General features: G+C 70.8%; 10 protein-coding genes. 3 read left to right on the top strand and 7 right to left on the bottom strand.

All coding sequences use genetic code 11. The features are described 5' to 3' along the window. Positions 1-5 precede the first annotated feature (5 nt). Together I4J89_RS33525 and I4J89_RS33520 are read right to left on the bottom strand one after the other, a co-directional pair. On the bottom strand, positions 6-1583 hold the full coding sequence (locus I4J89_RS33525) for a succinic semialdehyde dehydrogenase (protein WP_196418160.1): 1578 nt from the start codon (positions 1581-1583) through the stop codon (positions 6-8). Next, positions 1580-2926, bottom strand: a complete 1347-nt coding sequence (locus I4J89_RS33520; RefSeq protein WP_196418159.1) for a cytochrome P450 — start codon at positions 2924-2926, stop codon at positions 1580-1582. Before I4J89_RS33520 ends, I4J89_RS33525 begins: the two co-directional genes overlap by 4 nt. Positions 2927-3018: 92 nt before the next feature. On the opposite strand from I4J89_RS33520, the gene I4J89_RS33515 reads away from it, so the two are divergent. Continuing rightward, on the top strand, positions 3019-3630 hold the full coding sequence (locus I4J89_RS33515) for a TetR/AcrR family transcriptional regulator (protein ID WP_196418158.1): 612 nt from the start codon (positions 3019-3021) through the stop codon (positions 3628-3630). On the opposite strand, the gene I4J89_RS33510 is transcribed toward I4J89_RS33515, so the two are convergent. Continuing rightward, positions 3621-4745, bottom strand: coding sequence for an NYN domain-containing protein (locus tag I4J89_RS33510; RefSeq protein WP_196418157.1), 1125 nt, complete (start codon positions 4743-4745; stop codon positions 3621-3623). The genes I4J89_RS33515 and I4J89_RS33510 overlap by 10 nt on opposite strands. 159 nt (positions 4746-4904) lie before the next feature. Here I4J89_RS33510 and I4J89_RS33505 point away from each other — a divergent pair, with 159 nt between their 5' ends. Together I4J89_RS33505 and I4J89_RS33500 are read left to right on the top strand one after the other, a co-directional pair. Beyond that, positions 4905-5885 (top strand): sensor histidine kinase, encoded by a 981-nt coding sequence (locus tag I4J89_RS33505; protein ID WP_196418156.1) that lies wholly within the window; start codon positions 4905-4907, stop codon positions 5883-5885. Then, positions 5882-6514: a response regulator gene (locus I4J89_RS33500; protein ID WP_196418155.1), complete on the top strand. Its 633-nt coding sequence runs from the start codon at positions 5882-5884 to the stop codon at positions 6512-6514. The genes I4J89_RS33505 and I4J89_RS33500 overlap by 4 nt, the downstream gene beginning before the upstream one ends. A gap of 19 nt (positions 6515-6533) precedes the next feature. Here the strand turns inward: I4J89_RS33500 and dxr are convergent, their stop codons facing one another. The 4 genes from dxr to I4J89_RS33480 are packed head-to-tail and all read right to left on the bottom strand — an operon-like array spanning position 6534 to position 20830. Beyond that, positions 6534-7724 carry a 1-deoxy-D-xylulose-5-phosphate reductoisomerase gene (gene dxr, locus I4J89_RS33495; RefSeq protein WP_196418154.1) on the bottom strand — a complete coding sequence of 397 codons (1191 nt, stop codon included), beginning with the start codon at positions 7722-7724 and terminating at the stop codon, positions 6534-6536. A gap of 49 nt (positions 7725-7773) precedes the next feature. After that, entirely contained in the window at positions 7774-9036 is a 1263-nt protein-coding gene (gene aroA / locus I4J89_RS33490; protein ID WP_196418153.1) for a 3-phosphoshikimate 1-carboxyvinyltransferase, read from the bottom strand. Positions 9037-9078: 42 nt separating this feature from the next. Then, a complete protein-coding gene (locus tag I4J89_RS33485; protein ID WP_196418152.1) occupies positions 9079-19599 on the bottom strand; it encodes a non-ribosomal peptide synthetase/type I polyketide synthase in 10521 nt (3506 codons plus the stop codon). Beyond that, complete coding sequence (locus tag I4J89_RS33480; protein WP_196418151.1) at positions 19592-20830, bottom strand: MFS transporter; 1239 nt, start codon at positions 20828-20830, stop codon at positions 19592-19594. Before I4J89_RS33480 ends, I4J89_RS33485 begins: the two co-directional genes overlap by 8 nt. Positions 20831-20845 lie beyond the last annotated feature (15 nt).

The following is a 20845-nucleotide window of genomic DNA, read 5'->3' as shown; positions in this document are numbered from 1 at the left end:
TTCATTCACCGGATGCCAAGCCGCCGCAGCAGCCTCAATTGCTTGTTGCCGAGCGCCACGAACGTTTCCGCCGGCCGGCCCGGCGGGGGCCCGACCGGGCCGACACGGGAGACGGCCACGGTCTGCGCGTCGGTGAACCTGCGCATCCCCTCCGCTCCGTGGCGGCGGCCCAGGCCGCTGTCCCCGCGCCCGCCCATCGGTGCCTCCACCGTGCCGATGGCGAGGCCGGCCCCGTCGTTGATGTTCACCGCACCGGCACGGATCCGGCGGGCCATCGCCTCGGCCTCGGCGGTGTTCCGGCTGAAGATGCTGGCGGACAGGCCGTGGCGACCGCGGTTGGCCGCAGCGATCGCGGCCGCGTCGTCGGTCGCCCGGTGCAGCGCGATGACCGGGCCGAAGGTCTCGCCGAGACACACGTCCATGTCGTCGGTGACGCCGGCGAGGACGGTGGGCTGGTAGGCGTACGGGCCGATGTCGGGGCGGGCGCGGCCGCCGGCCAGCACCGTGGCGCCCTTGGCGACCGCGTCCCGCACGTGCGCGTCGACCCGGTCCAGCTGGGCCTGACCGGCCAGCGGGCCGAGGTCGTAGCCGTAGTCGAAACCCTGGCCCAGCCGCTGCGCGCTGGTGGCGGCCAGCAGCGTCTCGGTGAACGTGTCGTACACGTCCGCGTGCACGATCACCCGCTCGATGTGGATGCACATCTGGCCGCTGTTGGCGAACGCGGCGTCGGCGGTGCCGCGGGCGGCGAGGTCCAGGTCGGCGTCGGCGCGGACGATCAGCGGGTTCTTGCCGCCGAGTTCGAGGGAGGTTCCGATGAGGCGGCGGGCGGCGCGCTCGGCCACGAGCCGGCCGGTCGCGGTCGAGCCGGTGAAGCAGAGGTAGTCGGCGGAGTCGACGACAGCCGCGCCGATCGTCGGCCCGTCACCGGAGACCACCTGCCAGACGTTCTCCGGCAGGCCGGCCTCGGCCATCAGAGCCCGGGCCCACAGCAGGGTCAACGGGGTCTGTGAGTCCGCCTTGCTGACGGCGGCGTTACCGGCGAGCAGCGCCGGGATCAGGTCGCCGACGCCGAGGTAGAGCGGGTAGTTCCAGGGCGACACGATCCCGACGACGCCCTTGGGGATGCGCAGTTCCCGGACCCGGGTGACCACCGGGACCGCCGGACGCACCGGCCGGTCCTCGAGATAGGTCTGCCCGTGCCGGGCGTAGTGACGGGCCACCGTGCCGAGCAGCAGGACCTCCTGCCAGGCGTGAAAACGCGCCTTGCCCATCTCCCACTGGATGAGGTCGAGCACCTCGTCCTGCCGCTCGACGAGCAGGTCGTGGAAGCGGAGCACGACCTCGGCGCGGGCAGCGTACGAAATCTCGGTCCATCGCTCTTGCGCGGCACGTGCCTGGCCGGCGGCACCTTCGACGTCCTCCGGCGTGCACGCCGGCACCGGGACGGTCGGCAAGGCGTCGTAGGGTGCGACGGCCGTGGTCGTGCCGTTTCCGCCGGACGCGGGAGTCGCGACCCATCGCCGCAGCGAAGCGAGCCGGGCGTCGGTGAGCCAGGCCGGGCGGTGGGCGCTGACCGCGGTCATGAGTTCCGGATCAGCACGATCGGCTGGCCGTCCTTGGGGAACGGCAGCGCATGGTGGTCCAGCGGCGGGACGTAGCCGGGGTCGACGCTCCAGTGGTATCCCCGCAGCAGCCGGTGCATGATCGCCTTGATCTCCAGGCCGGCGAAGTGCAGGCCGATGCACTTGTGCACGCCGCCGCCGAACGGCTCCCAGGCGAACCGGTGCGAGCGGTCCTCGCGGCGTTCCGGCCCGAAGCGTTCAGGGTCGAAGACCATCGGGTTGGTCCAGTACTCCTCCATGAAGTGGGTGAACTGGATGCCGAGCGCGCACATGGTGTCGGCCGGGATGCGCACGCCCTGCACGACGGTGTCCTTGACGGTGTAGCGGACCAGGACCGGTACCGGCGCCCGCAGGCGCAGCGCCTCGCGCATGACCAGGTCGATCGAGACCAGCGACTCCAGCTCGGCCCGGTCCGGCGCCGGCCCGAGTGCCAGCGCCTCGGCCCGGCAGCGTTCCTGCCAGGCGGGGTGCTGGCCGAGGTACTGCAGGATCGTGGAGGTGGTGATGGTCGAGGTGTCGTGCGCCGCCATCATCAGGAAGATCATGTGATTGATGACGTCGTCGTCGGAGAAGCGGGCGCCGTCGTCGGTCTCGATGTGGCAGAGCACCGAGAAGATGTCGTCGGTCGCCGTGGCCCGCTTGGCCGGAAGATACCCCCGCAGGAACCTCTCCAGCACCTGCCGGCCGCGGTAGGCGCGGCCCCAGCGGGTGAGCGGCACGTCGGCCCGCACGACCCCGGCGGCGGCCTGCACGCAGGCGATGAACGCCTTGTTGACCCGGGCCATCTCGGCCTCGCTGGTGTCGCGTGCACCGCCCATGAACAGGTCAGCGGCGATGTCGAGGGTGAGCTGCTTGAGGCGCCAGTGCGCCGGGAACTGTCTGCCGGCCGCCCAGCTCGCCATGCCCCGCTCGATGGCCGGGTGCAGCCGCCGGGTGTAGCCGTCCAGCCGGTCCCGGGTGAACGCCTCCTGCATGATCCGCCGATGATCCCGATGGTCGTCGAAGTCGATGAGCATCAGGCCGCGGCGGAAGAACGGGCCGACCAGCTGTGACCAGGCCGGTTTGTTGGCGAACGCCTTGTCCCGGTTCTGCAGCGCCTCGCCGCAGGCGTCCGGGCCGAGCAGCAGCACCGTGGTCCGGCCGAGGTTGTAGGACGGAGCGACCGGGCCGTAGTGCTCCCAGTGGCGCCGGTAGAGCCGCAGCGGGTCCCGCTGATAGTTGAAAAGGTTGCCGATCCAGGGCAGGCCGCGATCCTCGCGGCGCAGTTCCGCGATCTGGCGCGGTTCCCGAGTCACAGCCGTCATGGCTCACCTCGCGGATGACTAGGTATCGACCAGCGTGATTCGGGAAGGGCATCCTGTCAATGTTCCGGACCGGCTGTGGCATGGTTGGCGACATGGCGGTCCAGCAAGGGATCTACCGGGGCGTCAGCGCCGCCGACCGGGTGGCGCAGCGCCGCACCCGGCTGCTCGCCGCCGCCCTCACGGTCTGGGCCGACCCGCGGACACGGACCACGATGACCGCCGTCTGCGCCGAGGCCGGCCTCAGCGAACGCTACTTCTACGAGAGCTTCACCGGCCTCGAAGCGGTGCTCGAGGCGGTCATGGACGCGATCGCGGCGGAGATCGAGGAGACCAGCCGCGCTGCGGCCGAGGCAGCCGGAGAAGACCCGGCGGTACGGGTACGCGCATCGGTGCGTGCGTTCATGGACCTGTTGCTCGACGACCCACGCAAGGGCCGGGTGGCCATCGTGGAGTCCGTCGCCATCCCCAAGTTGCGGCAGCGCCGCACCGAGCTGCTCCGCCATCTCGCTCACGAATCGGCGGTCGAGTCCCGCAAGCTCCTCGGCTCCCCCGGCCGCAGTACGAACGAGGACGAGATCGGCGGCATGCTCTTCGTCGGCGGCATGGCCGAACTCGTCACCGCATGGTTGGACGGCACGCTGGAGGCCTCCACGGACGAGATCGTCGAGGCCGCGTCCCGCGCGCTGCTGGGCATCTACCGCTGAAGCCCAGCCGGGGCCGGCACCGCGCTCGTCCCCTGTCCGCAATGCCGGCAGACGCCACGCCGGCGCAGGTGGTAGGCGATGGTGGCCGCGCCGAGTGCGGCGCCCCAGAGCAACCAGGCCACGCTGGGCAGACGCAGGCCCCATCCGTCGCCGAGCGCGGGATCCCAAACCATCATCAGCCCGGCCGGGATGAGGACGACGGCGACCAGGGATGCCGGAACGGTCGCGAGTGCGGGCGGCACCGGTTTCCCGGCCTTGAACCAGATCCACCGCGGGTAGACCTCGCCCCAGCCGCTGACCAGGCCGTGGGTGAGCACGCCGCCCAGCGCCGAAGCGATGGCGCAGCCCAGCCCGACCTCCAGCATGCCGGGGGTGTCCTGCATCATCGTGAGGAAGTCCCGGCTGATGCCGAGAGGATGACCGAAGTACCAGGCCACTCTGGTGATCTCGTAGGGCAGCGGCGCCAGGCAGGCGACCACGACCGCCCAGCGTCCCCAGCGCAGCAGCGTCTGCCGGGACGGGCCGTCGCTGGCCGGTCCGTGACGACGGCCGCAGTGCTGACACGCCCCACGCTTGCGGCGCTGGTAGGCAAGCGTGGCCGCGGCCCACAGCAGGCCGCCGACGAACAGGATGATCAGGTTGGTGCGATGCCAGTACAGGATGTCGCCGATGCCGTCCTGCGGGCCGGGCACGCCGGTGAAGGTGAACACCAGCAGCAGCGGGCCGAACGCCAGCAGAGCGATCAGGATGTAGTCCGGGATGATCAGGGTGAGGCCGGCCGCCACGATCCAGCCGAAGGTGATCATCGCTGCTGACTGGCGGCGGGTGCCGGCGCCTCGGGCCATCGCCAGCGCGACGGCCGTACCGAGCAGGCCGAGCAGCGCCATGAGCGGCGCGACGACTTCGACCGGGCTGCCCTCCAGGATGGACGCCGACCTGTGGTCGTCGTCGATCGGCGCGAACGGGAAACCGTCACCGCCGGCCGTCCAGTACAGCCCGAGCATGGCGTACATCAACGACCAGCCGGCTGTCACGTAGCCCGCCCAGGCCGGCCAGTGCCGCCACCACCGGCTCCCGCGCGTGACCGGTACCGACGAGATCTGCTCAGTGACCATGTCACTCCTTGTGAAGGCGCGGCGCCTTTTCGCCGCTGCCTCACCAGCCTCGGCCGTGCCGGGTGTGCGCCACCATCTGCCGTTGTGGCGAGGCGGGGCACGCCGGCCGTGGTGCCCTATGCCGATCGGCATAGGGCGGTGCCCGCCTAGGATCAGGTGATGACGCGTCGGCACCTCGGCTGGATCAGCATGGCGGCCAGCGGCTGCTCGCTGGGTGTGACGTTCGTGGCCGACCTCGACCGCCCGCCGTACCTGTTCATGCTGGTGATGGCCGTCCTCGCGGTGCTGTTGGCGGTGGCCGTGCGGTGGGGTCCGCACCGGCACATCGCCCCTGCTGCCGGGCTCGCCGGGACGACGATGGCGCTGGTGCTCTGGTCGTTCACCGACGGCATGCCCGCGGCGCAACGGATCGCCGCCGCAGCGGTCTGGACGATGCCCGCCGTCGTCGCGGTCGTCGTCGGCGGCTACCCCCGGCTGATGGCGCACCGGCGGGCCGTGGCCGTCGAGCAGGCCCGGCATGCTCAGCGCCTGCAGGTGGCGCGTGACCTGCACGACTTCGTCGCCCATGACATCAGCGGGATCGTGGCGCAGGCGCAGGCGGCCCGCTTCGTCGCGGACAGCCGGCCGGAGGCGGCCGGTCCGGCCCTGGCGCGGATCGAGGCCGCCGGTCTGGCGGCGCTGGCCACGATGGACCGGATGGTCGGCATGCTGCACGAACCGGACGCCGCCACGGTACGGCCGATGCCCACGCTGGACGACCTGCCGGGCCTGGTCGACCGGTTCCGCGCCGCGGGTCACCTCGACGCGCGGCTGGTCCGGAACTCCCTGAACGGCGAGGTTCCCCGCGACAGCGCCGCGGTGGCGTACCGGATCGTGGTCGAGGCCCTGACGAACGTCCGGCGGCACGCGCCGGCAGCGACCCGGGTCGACGTGTCCGTCACCGGCGACGCCTCCGGTATCGAGGTGCGGGTCCGCAACGACACGGCCGGGCCGCCACCCCAGCCGCGGCGTGACAGGCGCGGCGGGCGGGGCCTCTCCGGCCTGCGGGAGCAGGTCGAGGCGGGTGGCGGCACCCTGTCGGCCGGGCCGTGTGAGCGGGGCTGGGAAGTCGTCGCCGTCATCCCGGTGGTCGCGGCATGAACAGCACCCGGGTCCTGCTCGCCGACGACCAGCCGGACGTGCGCAGCGGTTTCCGCCTCGTCCTGGACTCCCAGCCCGACATCACGGTGGTCGGCGAGGCCACCGACGGCACCACGGCCCTGGCGATGGCACGCAGCCTGCGGCCGGACGTCGTACTCACCGACATCCGGATGCCCGGCATCGACGGACTGGAACTGACCCGGCTGCTCACCGAAGCCGGCCTGCGGGTGGTCGTGGTCACCACCTTCGACCTCGACGAGTACGTGGACGCCGCGCTGCGCAACGGCGCCTGCGGCTTCCTGCTGAAGCGGTCCGGGCCGGCACTGCTGGTCGAGGGGGTCCGCGCGGCGATGGCCGGTGACGCGCTGATCAGCCCTCAGGTCACCGTCCGGCTGCTGCGCGCGTTGGCCACGGCCGACCGGCCCTCGGTGCCCAACCCCCTGACACACCGCGAGACCGAAATCGTACGGCTGGTCGCTCAGGGCTTCACGAACGCGCAGATCGGCGCCGAGCTGTTCATCTCCGCCGGGACCGTGAAGACCCACGTCGCGAACATCCAGGCCAAGCTGGGGCTCAACAACCGGGTGGGCATGGCCACCTGGGCGTGGCGGGCCGGTCTGGCCGGGTGAGGTCTCCAGCGACCAGTGGTCAGGGTGTTCGGCGATCAGTGATCTCGGTGGCTCGGGCCCGGGCCCAGGTATCCACCGCGTCCAGGTCCGCCAGGTCGCGGATCGTGCTCGGCTGGTACTCCCCCACCACCCGCGCCACGGTGTCGACGATGTCCAGGAACGGCAGCCGCTCGGCCAGGAAACGCTGCACGCAGATCTCGTTGGCGGCGTTGTAGACCGCCGGAGCGCCGTCGCCGGTACGGCCGACGTGGCGGGCGAGGTCGACCGCGGGAAAAGCCACGTCGTCCAGTGGGTCGAGTCGCCAGTCGTAGGACTTGGTCCAGTCGAAGGCGCGCGCGACCCCGGGCAGGCGAGCGGGGAAGGCCAGCCCGAAGGCGATGGCCAGCCGCATGTCCGGCGGGCTGGCCTGTGCGATGACCGCCCCGTCGGAGAACTCCACCATGGAGTGGATCTCCGAGGTCGGGTGCAGCATCACCACGATGTCGTCGAAGGGCACGTCGAAGAGCAGGTGCGCTTCGATGACCTCCAGCCCCTTGTTGACGAGCGTCGCCGAGTTGATGCTGATGACCGGGCCCATGGACCAGGTCGGATGGGCCAGCGCCTGCGCCGGTGTGACGGCGGCCAGTTCGGTACGTGCCCGGCCGCGGAACGGCCCGCCGGTGGCGGTGAGTACGAGCCGGTGCACCTCGCCGCGCGCGCCGGAGCGGAGGCACTGTGCGATCGCGGCGTGCTCGGAGTCCACCGGAATCAGCTGCCCGGGCTGGGCGATCCGCCTGATCAGGTCGCCACCGACGATCAGCGACTCCTTGTTGGCCAGAGCCACCAGATTCCCCGTGCGTACCGCGGCCAGAGTGGAGGCCAGCCCCAGCGCTCCGTCGATGGCGTTGAGCACCACGTCCACGCCGCCGGCCGCGAGCTCCTCGACTCCTTCCGGGCCGGTGAGGACAGCCGGGTGCGGATGGTCGGCCGGCTTGAGTCCTCGCCGCTCGGCCTCTGCCCGGATCGCCGACCTGAATGACGGCTCGGCGTCGCGGTCGGCCACCGCCACGACGTCCGGGCTCAGGTCGAGCACGTGCTCGGCCAGCAACGACAGCCGGCTACCGCCGGCGGCGAGGCCGTGCACCCGGAAACGGTCGCGGTGACGTCGCACGACGTCGACCGCCTGCGTACCCACCGAGCCGGTCGAGCCCAGCAGCACCACACGGCGCATGTCGTCATCCATCCTGATCAACGAACGTCGTGGCGGAGTCGGAGCCCTGTCAGCCCCGCCGCCAGGTCTCCTGAAGGCCGGCGAACACCGAGTGGAAGTCGGGGAAGGTCTTGCGCACGCAGGCCGGGTCGTCGAAACGAACGCCCGGGGTACGGAGGCCGAGCACGCTCATGCTCATCGCGATGCGGTGATCGGCCCGGGTCTGTACCGTCGCCGCCCGGGGACGGCCGGGAGTGATCTCCAACCAGTCCGGCCCGGAGCTGGTGGCGATCCCGCACGCGCCCAGCGCCGAGGACATCGCGTCGATCCGGTCGGATTCCTTGACCCGGCAGTTCGCCACGTCGGTGATCCGGACCGGTCCGTCGGCGAAGGGCGCGATCGCGGCCAGGGTCATCATCGTGTCACTGATGTCGCGCATGACGACCGTGCCGGGACTGCGCAACCGCGCCGGGCCGGTCACCGTGGTCCGGTCGTCGGCGACCGTGACCTCGCAGCCCATCGCGGGGAGAACCTCGGTGGCGAAACGCAGATCGCCCTGCCTCGACCGGCGGCCGAGGCCGAGCAAGGTCACGGTGTTGCCGGTGACCGCCGCCGCGGCGAAGAAGTACGAGGCGGTGGACGCGTCCGGCTCGATGACGTACTCCCGCGCCTGGTAGGTGCCCGGGGCGATGGTGATCCGCGAACCCTGCCGCGACACCGAGGCGCCGAACTCACGCATCATCGCGAGGGTCAGCTCCACGTACGGCACGGACACCTCGTCGAGCACCTCGATGCTCAGCCCGTTCTTGGTACCGGGACCCATCATGCAGAGGGCGCTCAGGTACTGGCTGGAGGCGCCGGCGTCCACCCGCACCACGCCGCCCGCCACGCCGTCGGCGTCGATCCGCAGGGGAAGCCGGTCACCGTCCGCCGCGTGCACCCGCACGCCCAGCGCACGTAGCGCCTCGAGCAACGGCCGCATCGGACGGGCCCGCATCTGCTCGCTGGCGTCGATGGCGAACTGACCCGTACCGAGTGACACCAACCCGGGCAGGAAGCGCGCCGCGGTGCCGGCGTCGTGGCACCACACCTCCGCGGTGTCGGCGGGCGGCCCGGACGGGTCGCCGGTGATGCTCCAGACGTCGCCGTCCCGGACGACACCGAAGCCGAGCGCCGCGAGCCCGTCGGCGAAGGCGACCGTGTCGGCGGCCTCGAGCGGAGCGACCAGCCGGCTCTCACCGTCCGCCAGAGCGGCCAGGAACAGCGCACGAGCGGTCACTGACTTGGAGCCGGGCAGCGTCACCGTCGCGGTGCGGGAAGTCGTGTTCACCATGCCTCCGAAGCGCTGGTCACGCGTGCGATAGCCGGGTTGATGCTAGCCGAGAGGCCCGCAGGCCTCCTGTGCTGTCGTGATGAGGTCCTCCCCCCAGCGCTGGATGGTCTCGCTCTCGAACAGGTCTGCCGAGTACTCGATCACCAGTGAGATGCCGTCATCGCCGTGGATCATCACCACGTACAACTCCGTACGCGCGACTCCGTCGACAGCGACCCCGGCGATCTCCGTCGTGAGACCGGGCAGGGTGAGCCCAGGGGGCGGTGTCGTGACGACGGTGAACAGGATCTGTGGGCTGGAAAGCTCTTGGCCGACCAGCTGACTGACCTCGCGCAGCGGCAGCAGATGGTGATCGATCGCCTCGAACGTCCGCTCCCTCACCTGCGCCACCAGGTCCGCGAGGGGCATGCCGTCCCGCTGGGTCAGCCGTACCAGCAAGGCTTCGCCCACGGGTCCGACCACGCTCGCGTGTTCCGGCCGGGTGCGGCTGGCGCTGGAGAGCGCGAGCACCAGGTCGTTCCGGTCGCACAGCCGGCCCAGCCAGATGCTGAACACAGCGGTCAGTACGGCAGCGGGCGTGGTGTCGAGCTCCTTCGCCGACTGTCGTACCGCCTCGACGGCCCGATCGGGGAAGCTGAAGCGGCGTAGCCCTCCGCGTCCCGACAACCGTGTGTCTGGTCGCGGGTGGTCGTAGGGCAGGGGCAGACGCAGGTCGGCGCCGGCCAGGCGGCGCTGCCAGAAGCTCGTGAGACGGTCCTGCTCCTGCGCGCAGGCGGCCTGCCGCCACCGCACGTAGGCGCCGTAGGGGACCGGAGTGTCCAGCTCGGCCGATCCGGCGCCGACCTCCGCGGCGTACCGGGCCGAAAGCTCCCGGGCGATGACACCGATGGACCAGCCGTCACAGATGATGTGATGCATCACCAGGACGAGCACCCAGTGCTGCTCGCCGGCCGCGGCCAGGCGCACCCGCCACAGCGGTGCCCGGTCGAGATCGAACGGCGTAGCGGCTTCGGTCTGGCACCAGGCAGGCACGCGGTCCGGCTCGGGCCCGACATCGACGACCGGGAGCTCGATGCCGGCTTCCCGGGAGATGACCTGGCGCAGCTCACCGTCGAGAACCGCGAATCCGGTGCGCAGGACGGGATGCCGCTGCGCGAGCCCGGCCAGAGCCCGGTGCAGAGCATCGATGTCGAGCGGTCCTCGCAGATCGATCCGGTGCGTCACGTTGTAGACGGCGGGGTAGGCACTGGCGTGATGCAGATGCCAGGCACGCTGCTGAACGCTCGACGCGGGGGCGGTCTCGGTGCTGTCGCGCTTGTCGATCTCGAGCGCCATGCGCCGGATCGTCGGTGCGCGGAACAGGTCCGCCACACCGATTTCGACACCGACAGCGGTCCGTATCCGGTTGACCAGCCCGACCGCGGACAGGGAATGGCCGCCGAGGGCGAAGAACGAGGCGTCGACGGAGATCTCGCCGAGCCCCAACTCGGTGCGCCAGAGCTCGTGCAGGACCTTCTCGGTGTCGGTCACCGGCGCGGCGCCGGCTTCGTCCCGGGAACGCCGTGGCGGTGGCAGGGCGGCGCGGTCGAGCTTGCCGCTCGTGTTCACCGGCAACTCGTTCAGGCGTACCCATGCGGTCGGAATCAGGTAGCCGGGAAGCGTGCCGGCCAGCCGGCGCGCGAGGTCCTCCCCGGTCAGCGTCGCCCCCGCCTCCGGCACCACGTACCCGATCAGGTAGGTCTCCCCACGCTGGTCGGTGCCGGCGACGACAGCCGCGTCACGGACCTGCGGAAGCCGCGACAGCGACTGCTGGGCTTCACCGGGTTCGACGCGGAAGCCCCGGATCTTCACCTGATCGTCGACCCGCCCCAGGTACTCCAGTGCTCCGTCCGGCGACCAGCGGCCCCGATCGCGTGTCCGGTACAGCCGCCGGGCGGCGACCGCGGGCACCGGAACGAAACTCTGCGCGGTCTCGTCAGGCCGGGCGACGTAACCCCGGGCCAGGCAGCATCCGCCCAGGTGGATTTCGCCGACCGCGCCCGGCGGAACGGGTCGTCCGGCGTCGTCGAGCACGTGAACCTCGACGTTGTCGACGGGACGGCCGATCGGTGGGCGGTCCCCGGCGGACAGGTCCACGCGCTGAACGGTCGCGATGATGGACGCCTCTGTCGGGCCGTACTCGTTGTAGAGCGCGCACCCGGGGCTCTTCGCGAAGAAGGACCGGAGCGCAGGCGTGAGGAACATCGGTTCTCCCGCGGAGACGACCTCCCGCAGTGACGGCATCGCCGGATCCGTGTCCATCAGGTACTTCAACGCGGTGAACGTCATGAAGAGTCGCTGCACGCCGAAGCGGCGGACGGTTTCCGCGACCGTTGTGGGCTCGTACCGGGCTTCGTTCGGGATCAGCACCAACTCCGCACCGGAGGCCAGCGTTGTGAAGATCTCCTGCACACTGACGTCGAAGCTCGGTGAGACCCATTGCAGGGTCCGCATCGGCGACCGGATCCGCAGGTAGTACGCGACCAGGTTGACCGGGCCGCGGTGCGGCACCGCAACACCCTTGGGCATCCCGGTGGAGCCGGACGTGTAGATGCAGTACGCCAGCCGGTCCGGATCCACCGGTACGGGCGGCGGCGCCACCGATCGCGGTTCCGCACCCTCGACCGCCACCGCCTCCAGCTCGAGCTGCGCGGCCAGCGCCCCGTCGCCGGTTACCAGCAACCAGGCGCCGCTGTCTCGCGCCATGAACGCCAGCCGTGACAACGGCACTGCCGGATCCAGCGGTAGATAGGCCGCCCCGGCCTTGAGCACGCCGAGGATGGCCACGATGAGCTCGGTACCTCGGGGGAGGCAGATTCCCACGATGTCGTCCGGCCGCACGCCACGGTCGTGCAGACGCCACGCCAAGGCGTTCGCCCGCCGGTCCAGCTCCCGGTAGGTCACCGGCTCGAGCTCGGTCCGCAGAGCGACGGCATCGGGTTCCCGGCGCGCTTGCGTCTCGAACAGGGTGTGCAGGCCGGCCGCCGGCTGCTCGTAGGGGCGGCCGCTCCATGCGGCCAGAGCCGTGCGGTCAGCCTCGGTAGGAGCCGTCAGGTCGGCCAGGCCCAGCTCGGGGGCGGCAGCGGCTCGGCGCAGCATGGACTCCGCGTAACGCAGCACCGCGCTGATCGTCCGCTCGTCGAAGAGGTCGGTGTTGTACTCGACGTGGCACTGCAAGCCGTGGTCGTGGTTGGACAGGTAGACGGTGATGTCCAGGGGCGCCCGATGGCTGGCCACGTCGACGCTGCTGGCCCGCAACAGCGGCGGATCGAAGTCCACGTCCGTCCGGTTCTCGTACTCGATCAGCACCTGGAAGAGCGGATTGCGGCTCGACTCACGCTCCGGATTGACGGCCGCGACCATGCCGTCGAAACCGATACCGGCGTGTTCGTACGCCTCGGTGCTGACCTCGCGCACCCGCTGCGCGAGCTCACCCAGCGAAGGGTCGCCGGCGAGATCGATGCGCAGGGGTACGGTGTCGATGAACAGGCCGATCAGGTCCTCTGTGCCCGGCGGGCGATGGGTCAGCGCGGTGCCGAGCACCAGGTCGTGCTGGCCGCTGAACCTGCCGAGAACGCCGGCGAGCGCTGCCGTCAGCGTCATGAACGGCGTCACTTGATGGTCCCGGCTGAAACCGCCGACCCGAGCGGCGAGGTCCGCGTCCCAGTCCACGGTGAGCGACGCCCCGCTCCCGCCGCCCGACGCCGCACGGGGAGGGTCAGTGGGCAGCGCCAGCGACGGGGCACCAGCGAGGGTACGTCGCCAGTACTCCCTCGCCCGGGCGGCCCGATCCGCGTCGGGTGTGCGGGTGGCCAGATGCGCGGCGTAGGTGACGGGCAGCGCGGGAAGCGGGTCCGGGCCGTCCGGTCCGCTGCGGTAGAAGGCGGCGAGGTCGCGGAGAAGGACTGCCGTGGAGAACGAGTCGAAGACGATGTGATGCACGCACAGCACGAGCAGGTGCCGATCGGGGCCGCGACGGATCAGGGCGGCTCGCAGCAGCGGTCCCGCGGCCAGGTCGATCGGCGTCACGTTCATCTCTTGCAGCACCGAGCGCAGGACCTGGGCCTCGGGCTCGCCCAGACGGTCCTGGACCGGCAGTTCGACGCGCACCGCCGGCAGCTCGACCTGTTGCGGTTCGCCGTTGACCTGCCGGAACACCGTCCGCAGCGGCGCGTGCCGGTCGACCACCCGGGCAAGCGCCCGTCGAAGCCGGCTGACGTCGAGCGGTCCGTCCAACCGCACGGCTTTCGGCTCGTGGTAGTTCAGGGTGCCGGGATGCAGCTGTTCGAGGAACCACATTCCCCGCTGTGCCGGGGACAGCGCGATACCCGGTGCCTCGGTCCGGTCGTCACGGTGATGCCGGCGCCGCACCTCGTCGACGAAGTTGAGGGACTCGAGCATCTGTTCCGCCGGTAGGCCGAAGTCGATGAAGCAGGAGATCTCGTCAGCCCCCGCGCGGACGAGGCGGTCGATGATCGGGCCGACGGTCTCGGGCGTGCCTATCAGGGCCCGTTCGGCGCAGTAGCGCTGGTAGGCCCGCTCCAGCAGGAAGTCGACGTCCTCCGGCGGGGTGTCCTCGTCGATGCGCATGCCGAGGCTGTTGGTGACCTGACCGAACAGCGAGAGCGACGATCGCAGGTAGTCGCAGAACGGTTCGTACGCCTCGGCCCGGACCCTCTCCAGGTCCGCGCCCAGGTAGGTGTGCACCAGCACCACCACGCGGCCACCAGCCGGATCGTGTCCGTGCTCAGCCCTGCTCCGGCGGTACAGCGCGATGTTCTCCGCCAGTTGCTCCACCGACTGCACCATCAGATTGGTGACCACGCCGACGTCCGCAGCCGCGGCCGCGCGGTAGGTGTCCGGGTTCGACACCACCGCCACCGACAGCGGCGGCAGTGGTTGCAGAGGCCGCGGATAGATGCGTACGTCGATCGCCTCCCCGGAGCCGGAGGTCGCCGGTACCGCCGCACCGGACCACAGCCGCCGTACCGTCTCGAGGTGCTCGAACGTCAGCTCACGGTGCCGGCCGAAGGCCTCCGGCCGGAGCGCGAAGTCGTTGGCGTGCCAGCCGCTGGCCACGCAGAGGCCGACGCGCCCGTCGGAGAGGTTGTCGACCACCGACCATTCCTCGGCGACACGGATCGGATTGTGCAGGGGAAGCACCACCGACCCGGCGTTGATCCGGACTCGCGAGGTCTCCCGGGCCAGCGCCGCGGCGACGACGACGGGATTCGGGAACAGACCGCCGAAGGAGTGGAAGTGCCGCTCGGGCAGCCACACGCCGTGAAACCCGTGATCGTCGGCGAACCGGGCGGCCGCGATGATCGCTTCGTACTTGCGATTCTGATCCGAGTCGGGGTAGTCGCCGAAGAAGTAGAGGCTGAAGTCGGCCGCCTGTCGTTCGGGGCTCATGGCCGGCGCTAGGGTCGCCACACGCTCCGGCGATGGCTTGACCGTCACCGGCACCGCGGCGACCGGCGCCGGGTCACCGCGCAACATGTTCAGCTGATCCCGCATGAGGGTGGTGACGTTCTCCAAGAGCTGGCCGGTGACGCGCAACTGCTCGGCGACGACCCTCGCGACGCTTTGCGAGTCGGCCTCTGGGAGCGCCGGTGCCGCCGGAGGCGGGGCGGCGACATCGGGGCCGCGCTCACCGCCGATGAGCTCGGCGAGCTTGCGGCAAGTGGCGGCGTCAGTGAACAAGCGGCGTACGGCGATGTCGACCCCGAACTGCCGGCGCACCTGCTGAACCACTCGCAGCATCGTCAGTGAGTCGGCGCCATGGTCGAGAAATGTCGCGTCGGGGCTGATCGCGGCCGGCTCGACGCCGATCTCCCGGGCGGTGAGCTCGCGAATCCTGGCCAGTACCGGTCCCGGGTCACTCACCGGTGCGACACCGGCGGGCTCCGGGCCAGCCTGCTGCGGGCGGGCCTCGGTCCAGTGCCGATCTCGCCGGAACGGATAGCCGGGTAGCGGGATGCGGCGACCGCCGGGAGCGATCCGCGACCAGTCCAGGTTGGCGCCGAGCGAATAGAGCTCGGCGAGGGCCGTCGAGCGGGCGCGCAGTGGTCCGGTGCCCTGCTCCGCCACGGCGATCCATCGTCTGCCGGTTCCGGAGCGGCGAGCGATCCCGGTCAGAACCGCCTCCGGGCTGATCTCCAGGAACGTCTCACAGCCCACGCCGTTCAGCGCGGCCAGCGCGTCGGCGAACCGTACCGGCTCTCGGGTCTGCTGGCGCAGGTGTGCGGCACCCACCACGGTTCCCGGGTGGAGCAGTGTGCCGGTCAGCGTGCTGGCGAGGGGGATGTCGAGGGGCTTCATCGGTACGGCCGCCGCGCACCCGGTCCACTCGCTCAGGACCGGGTCGAGCAGCGCGGTATGAAACGCCCGGTCGACGGCGAGGCGGTGCCAGGTGATCGCCTGCTCGTCGAGCCAGCCGATCGCTTCGTCGACCGCCCGCTCGGAACCTGCGACGACGTACTCGGTCCGGCCGTTGACGGCGGCCAGTTCCACCCCGGTCCGGGTGCGGAGATCGTCGACGGCGGCCTCGCCGGCGAAGACAGCGATCATCGCTCCGGGGGCGGTCCGGCGCAGCAGCCGTCCCCGCGCGATCATCAGGCGCAGACCGTCGGCGACGTTCATCGCGCCCGCCGCGCAGAGTGCCGCGTACTCCCCGGCGCTGTGCCCGACCACGAAGGCCGGCTCGACGCCGAGAGAACGCCACATCGCGGTGTGTGCCATCTGGAAAGCGAAGAGGGCCGGTTGGGCCAGGTCCGTGTCCTGGCTTGGGGTCGGGGCCCGGCCGTCTCGCAGGTAGGCCAGCAGGCTGTCCCCGGTCTCCTGCCGGTATACCTCCTCGCACTCATCCAGAACGTCGCGGAAGGCCGGGACCGCCTCGTACAACTCGGCGGCCATACCCGCGAAGGCGGATCCCTGACCGCCGTAGGCGAAGGTGATCGCCGGCGGCCGCTCACCGGAAGCCACCTCGACCGGTGTGGCGTCCCGCAGCGCCTCCGCCAGCTCGGTGGCCGTCGCCCCGACGACCGCCGTCCGGTACCTCAGGTGGGAACGGCCGAGCGCGGCGGTGGTGACCAGGTCGGCGACATCGAGCCGGGGGTACGCCCGCAGGTGATCGTGCAGCTTGCCGGCGAGTTCCGTCAGCGCTTCCGGATGCGCCGCTGACAGTGGCAGAACCGCCACCCGCTCCCCCGGGTCATTGCCGCGGTGAGCCGGCACAGCCGGTGCCTCCTCCACGATGAGGTGGGCGTTGGTACCGCCCACGCCGAGTGCGGTGACACCGGCCCGGCGCGGGTTCCCGCCGGTGTTCCACTCCCGCACGGTCGTGCCCAGCACCAGCGGTCCGCCCTCCAGGTCCAGCTCCGGGTTCGGTCGCTCGAAGTTGACCAGGGGCACCATGGTCCGATGCTGGAGCATCAGCACGGTCTTGATCAGCCCGGCCATGCCGGCGCAGCTGTCCAGATGGCCGAGGTTCGGCTTGACCGAGCCCACCGTGCAGAAGCCCACCCGGTCGGTGCGCCCGGCCAGCGCCTGCGCCGCCGCACGCAGTTCCACCGGGTCGCCGAGCGGGGTACCGGTGCCGTGCGCCTCGAGGTACGTGATGGTCTCGGCCGGCACACCGGCCCGGTCGATCGCCTGCCCGATCACGTCCACCTGGCCTGCGACACCGGGTGCGGTGAAGCCGACCTTGCCGGCTCCGTCGTTGTTCACCGCCGAGCCCAGGATGACCGCGTGGACGGTGTCGCCGTCGGCGATCGCCCGGTCCAGGCGTTTGAGCACCACCGCGGCGATCCCGCTGCCGCCGACGGTGCCGTCGGCGGCGGCGTCGAAAGCCCGGCACTGACCGGTGGGTGACAGGATCGAGCCGGGGAAGTGACGGTAGCCGGTCACCTGGGGAACGTGCACGGCGGCGGCCCCGGCCAGGGCCATGTCCGCATCGCCGGCCACCAGCGCCTGCACCGCCAGGTGAATGGCGACCAGCGAGGTCGAGCAGGCCGTCTGAACGCCGACCGCCGGACCGGTCAGTCCGAGGTGGTAGGCGACCCGGGTGGCGAGGAAGTCGGCATGCGTGCCGATAGCGGCCTGCATGCCCCGGATCGGGTCGCTGTCGGCGCCCGGCAGCAGATTGCCGAGCAGATAGTTCCGGTGCGGGAACAGGTTCATCCCCGAGCCGGCGAAGACTCCGACCCGTCCGGAGCCGGAACCGTCCGCGTAGCCGGAGTGTTCGAGGGCGTGATAGCAACATTGCAGGAAGAGCCGGTGTGCCGGGTCGGTACGCGCGGCCTCGGCGGGGCTGATGCCGAAGAAGCCGGCGTCGAACTCGTCGATCCCGGTGAGCGCACCGGCGACCGGTACGAAATCCGGGCGGGAGTAGACATCCTCCGGCAGCCCCGCCTCGGCCAGTTCGCGCGCGGTGAACCTGCGTACGCTCGCCACCCCGGCAATGAGGTTCGCCCAGTACTCGTCCAGGGTCGTGGCGCCCGGGAAGCGCACCGCCATGCCGATGATCGCGACGCGGTGCTCGGGCGCCGATCCGGTGGCCGGTGTGGCGGCGCTGCCGGGTCCACTGTCGACAGTGTCCAGGTACCGGGTGAGCGCCGCCATCGACGGGTGCTCGAACATCGCCGACTTGGGAAAGCTGACGCCGAGGGCACGTCGCAACGCCTCGTGCAGGCGTACCAGGCCGACCGAGTCGACGCCGATCTCGTAGAACCGCGCCCACTGGTCGATGTCCCTTCCGAGCACCGACCGGAAGACTCTCCGCACGACCTCGCCGGTGGGTGCGGTCGTGGCGTTCGAACTGTCCGCGACGATCGGCAGTTCACCGCTGAGGAGGCGCTCGCGCAGGCGGCCGCGCTGCACCTTGCCGCTCGCGGTGCGTGGGACGGCGTCGGTTGGCACCGCAAGGACGCGCGCGGTCAGGCCGAGGCGGCGAAACAGCACGTCCCGCGCGGCCCGCACCGGGACGGCGGGGTCGTCGGTGCCCTCGACGGCGACGAAGACCGCCAGTTCCTCGGTACCGCTCGCCTCGTCCGGCACTCCGCAGGCGGCCACGGTCCCGGGGCGTACACCCGCAGCCCGTTCGACGGCGCTCTCGATCTCGTAGGCGTAGTGGTTCTGCCCTCTCAGGATGATGCGGTCGTCCTGCCGGCCGACGATGAAGACCTGCCCGTCCCTCCCGAAGGCGAGGTCACCGGTGTTCAGCCAGGTCGTACCGTCCTCGCCGACGGCGAGGGCGCGTGCGTCCGCTTCCGGATCGCGCAGGTAGCCGGGTGTCACGCGGGCCGACGCGACCTGCAGGACACCTATCCGCCCTTCGGGCAGGGTGTTGCCGTCGTCGCCGATCACCCGGACGACACTGCCCGGGGCCGGCGCGCCGACGGCCACGAACGTCGTCGTGTCGAGCTCGTCGGCCGGCCCGTCGGCCCATTCCAGGTCACCGCTGAGGCTGGACGTTCGCACCCGGCACACGTTGGGGCCCAGTCCGGGCCGGGCGAAGGTGATCGCGGTGGTCGTCTCGGTCATGCCCCAGACGGGAAGGAAGGCCTCCGGGCGGAGCCCGAACGCGGACGTACGACTCAGGAACTCCTCGACCACCGGAACGGTGATCTGTTCTCCCCCGCTGACCAGGCTGCGCACCGACGACAGATCCCATCGCCGATCCGGATGCTCGGCGAGCGCTTGACTGACCAGCCGGTACGCGAAATTGGGTGCCCAGGTGTGGTTGGCGCGGTGCTTCTCGATCAGATCGAGCCAGACCAGCGGGTCAGCGAGGACCGTATCGGTGGGCACCTGCACGTTTGTCGCGCCGTGAAAGACCGCCAGCAGGTGATACAGGAGAAACGCTCCACTGTGGTCCAGCGGCAGCCAGTTCAGGATGACGTCGCCCGGTTCGAGCGGCAGCATCGTGCTCGATCCGGCGGCGAACTCGGACAGCCCCCGGTGCGTCAGCTGGATGAGCTTCGGGACTCCGGTGCTTCCCGAGGACATCATCAGCATCGCCACCTCTGCCGGCTCCGGCCGGTGCAGATCGTCGGCCGGCGGCTCAGCGGCGGCATCGGAGATGTCGACGCAGCGCAGCGAGCTGTCGAGGGCCGCACTGGTGCGCGGCCCGCACAGGAGCACGGAGTCGTCCCCCAGCACCTCAGCAGCGCGCTGGAGCAGGCCGCGACCCGCCGGGGTGGTGGACGAGTCGTAGCCGGGGAAGGCCAGCAGCGGGCGGATCCCGCCCAGCACGCAACCCCAGTACGCCGACAGATAGGCAACGGCGTCCTCGTGACCGCACACGATCGCGTAGCCACCTGGTCGGAGGCCACGCGTTCGTAACAGCGCCAGGACACGACGGGCCTCGACGAGCAGATCGGGATAGGCGACGAAGGTACGAGCCACCAAGCCGGCGTCAGGGTGCCGGTCGGCCGCGGCGAGCAAGCCTTCCGTGATGTCGCGCGGAAAGTCGATGTCCGACACAACCGGCGTGCCGGTGTACTGCGCCATGTGCTCATTCACCGTTGCGCTCCTGCGGTCTCGCCGTCACGGATGGGGATAGCTGCGGCTGGCACTGGCGGGGGCGAACAAGGACGGGGTAGGCGACCGCCGCAAGGATCACCACTCCGTGGAAGAGCGCGACGACCGGCAACGGAGCCGACCGATCGAGCAGGACCGCGCTGCAGAGCATGCCGCTGGAGAGACCGAGCGTCTCCACCGCCGCCGACGCCCCGAACACCGCCGCCCGCTGGCTGTCCGGAGCGGTTTGCAGGCTGGTGACGTAGGCGAGTTCGGCCAGCCCGTCAGCGAAACCCGCGAGCACGGCGAACAGCACCATCACGGGCCGCGGTACGTCGAGGAAGGCCGCGACGAAGGCGGCCGACGCCAGTCCGAGCGCACCGGCGTAGACCCGGTTGTCGAGTTCACGCCGGCCTCGCCGCCACCAGGTGACCACCCAGTACATCGAGAGGCTGCCCACTGCCCAGGCCGTCCAGAACTGGCTCAACAGCGCTGCCGGGTTGGCCGGTTCCGCCGACTCGGCGAAGACCGGAAGGACGACGTTGTGGGACGCCGAACCCCACCCCTCGATCCCTCGCAGACCGACGACCGCCGTCATGGCCGGCGCGGTCATCAACAACGCGGGCAGCCCCCATCGTGTGCCCGCTCCCCGGCTCGGCGAGTTCGCCGCCTTGCCGCGAGAGTCGAAGGACAGGGGTAGCCAGGCCAGAACGGTCGCGGAGACGACGAAGCTGCCCGCATTGACGGCGAAGGCGGCCTGATGCCCGGACGTCCCGATCAGCGGGCCGGCCGCGGCGAAGCCCAGAACGGTGCCGAAGGCTTTGGCCGTGACCAGGTATCCGTTGCCGCGTTGCCGAGCCGCGGATCCGCCCAGGTCCGGAACGCTGGTGCGCAGAGCAACCACGAAAACGGTGTTCCCGGCGCCGAGAACGACGGCGGACGCCCACACGATCTGCAGATGCGCGGTGACGGGCGCCAGCACCAGCAGCACCATGACCGACGCCTGGGCCACGTCGCAGCAGACCATGAGGACCCGGCGGGAGAAACGGGTGGCCAGCCATCCGGCCAGCGGCCCGGCGAGGAAAGCGGCACCGAGCCGGGCGGCCATCAGGGAACCGACGTGGAGAGCGCTGCCGGTCAACTCCAGGACGTACAGGTTGACGGCGATGAGGTTGAGGAAATTTCCGAGAGTGGAAATCCCATAGGCGGCACTCAGGACACCGAAAAGACGCATGTCGCGGGACACATC

Origin of the sequence: Actinoplanes aureus (assembly GCF_015704865.1) — a bacterium.
In the GTDB taxonomy this organism is placed as follows: Bacteria; Actinomycetota; Actinomycetes; order Mycobacteriales; family Micromonosporaceae; genus Actinoplanes; species Actinoplanes aureus.
The sequence above is the reverse complement of the archived record's forward strand: the minus strand, read 5'-3'. Positions and strand labels throughout refer to the sequence as shown.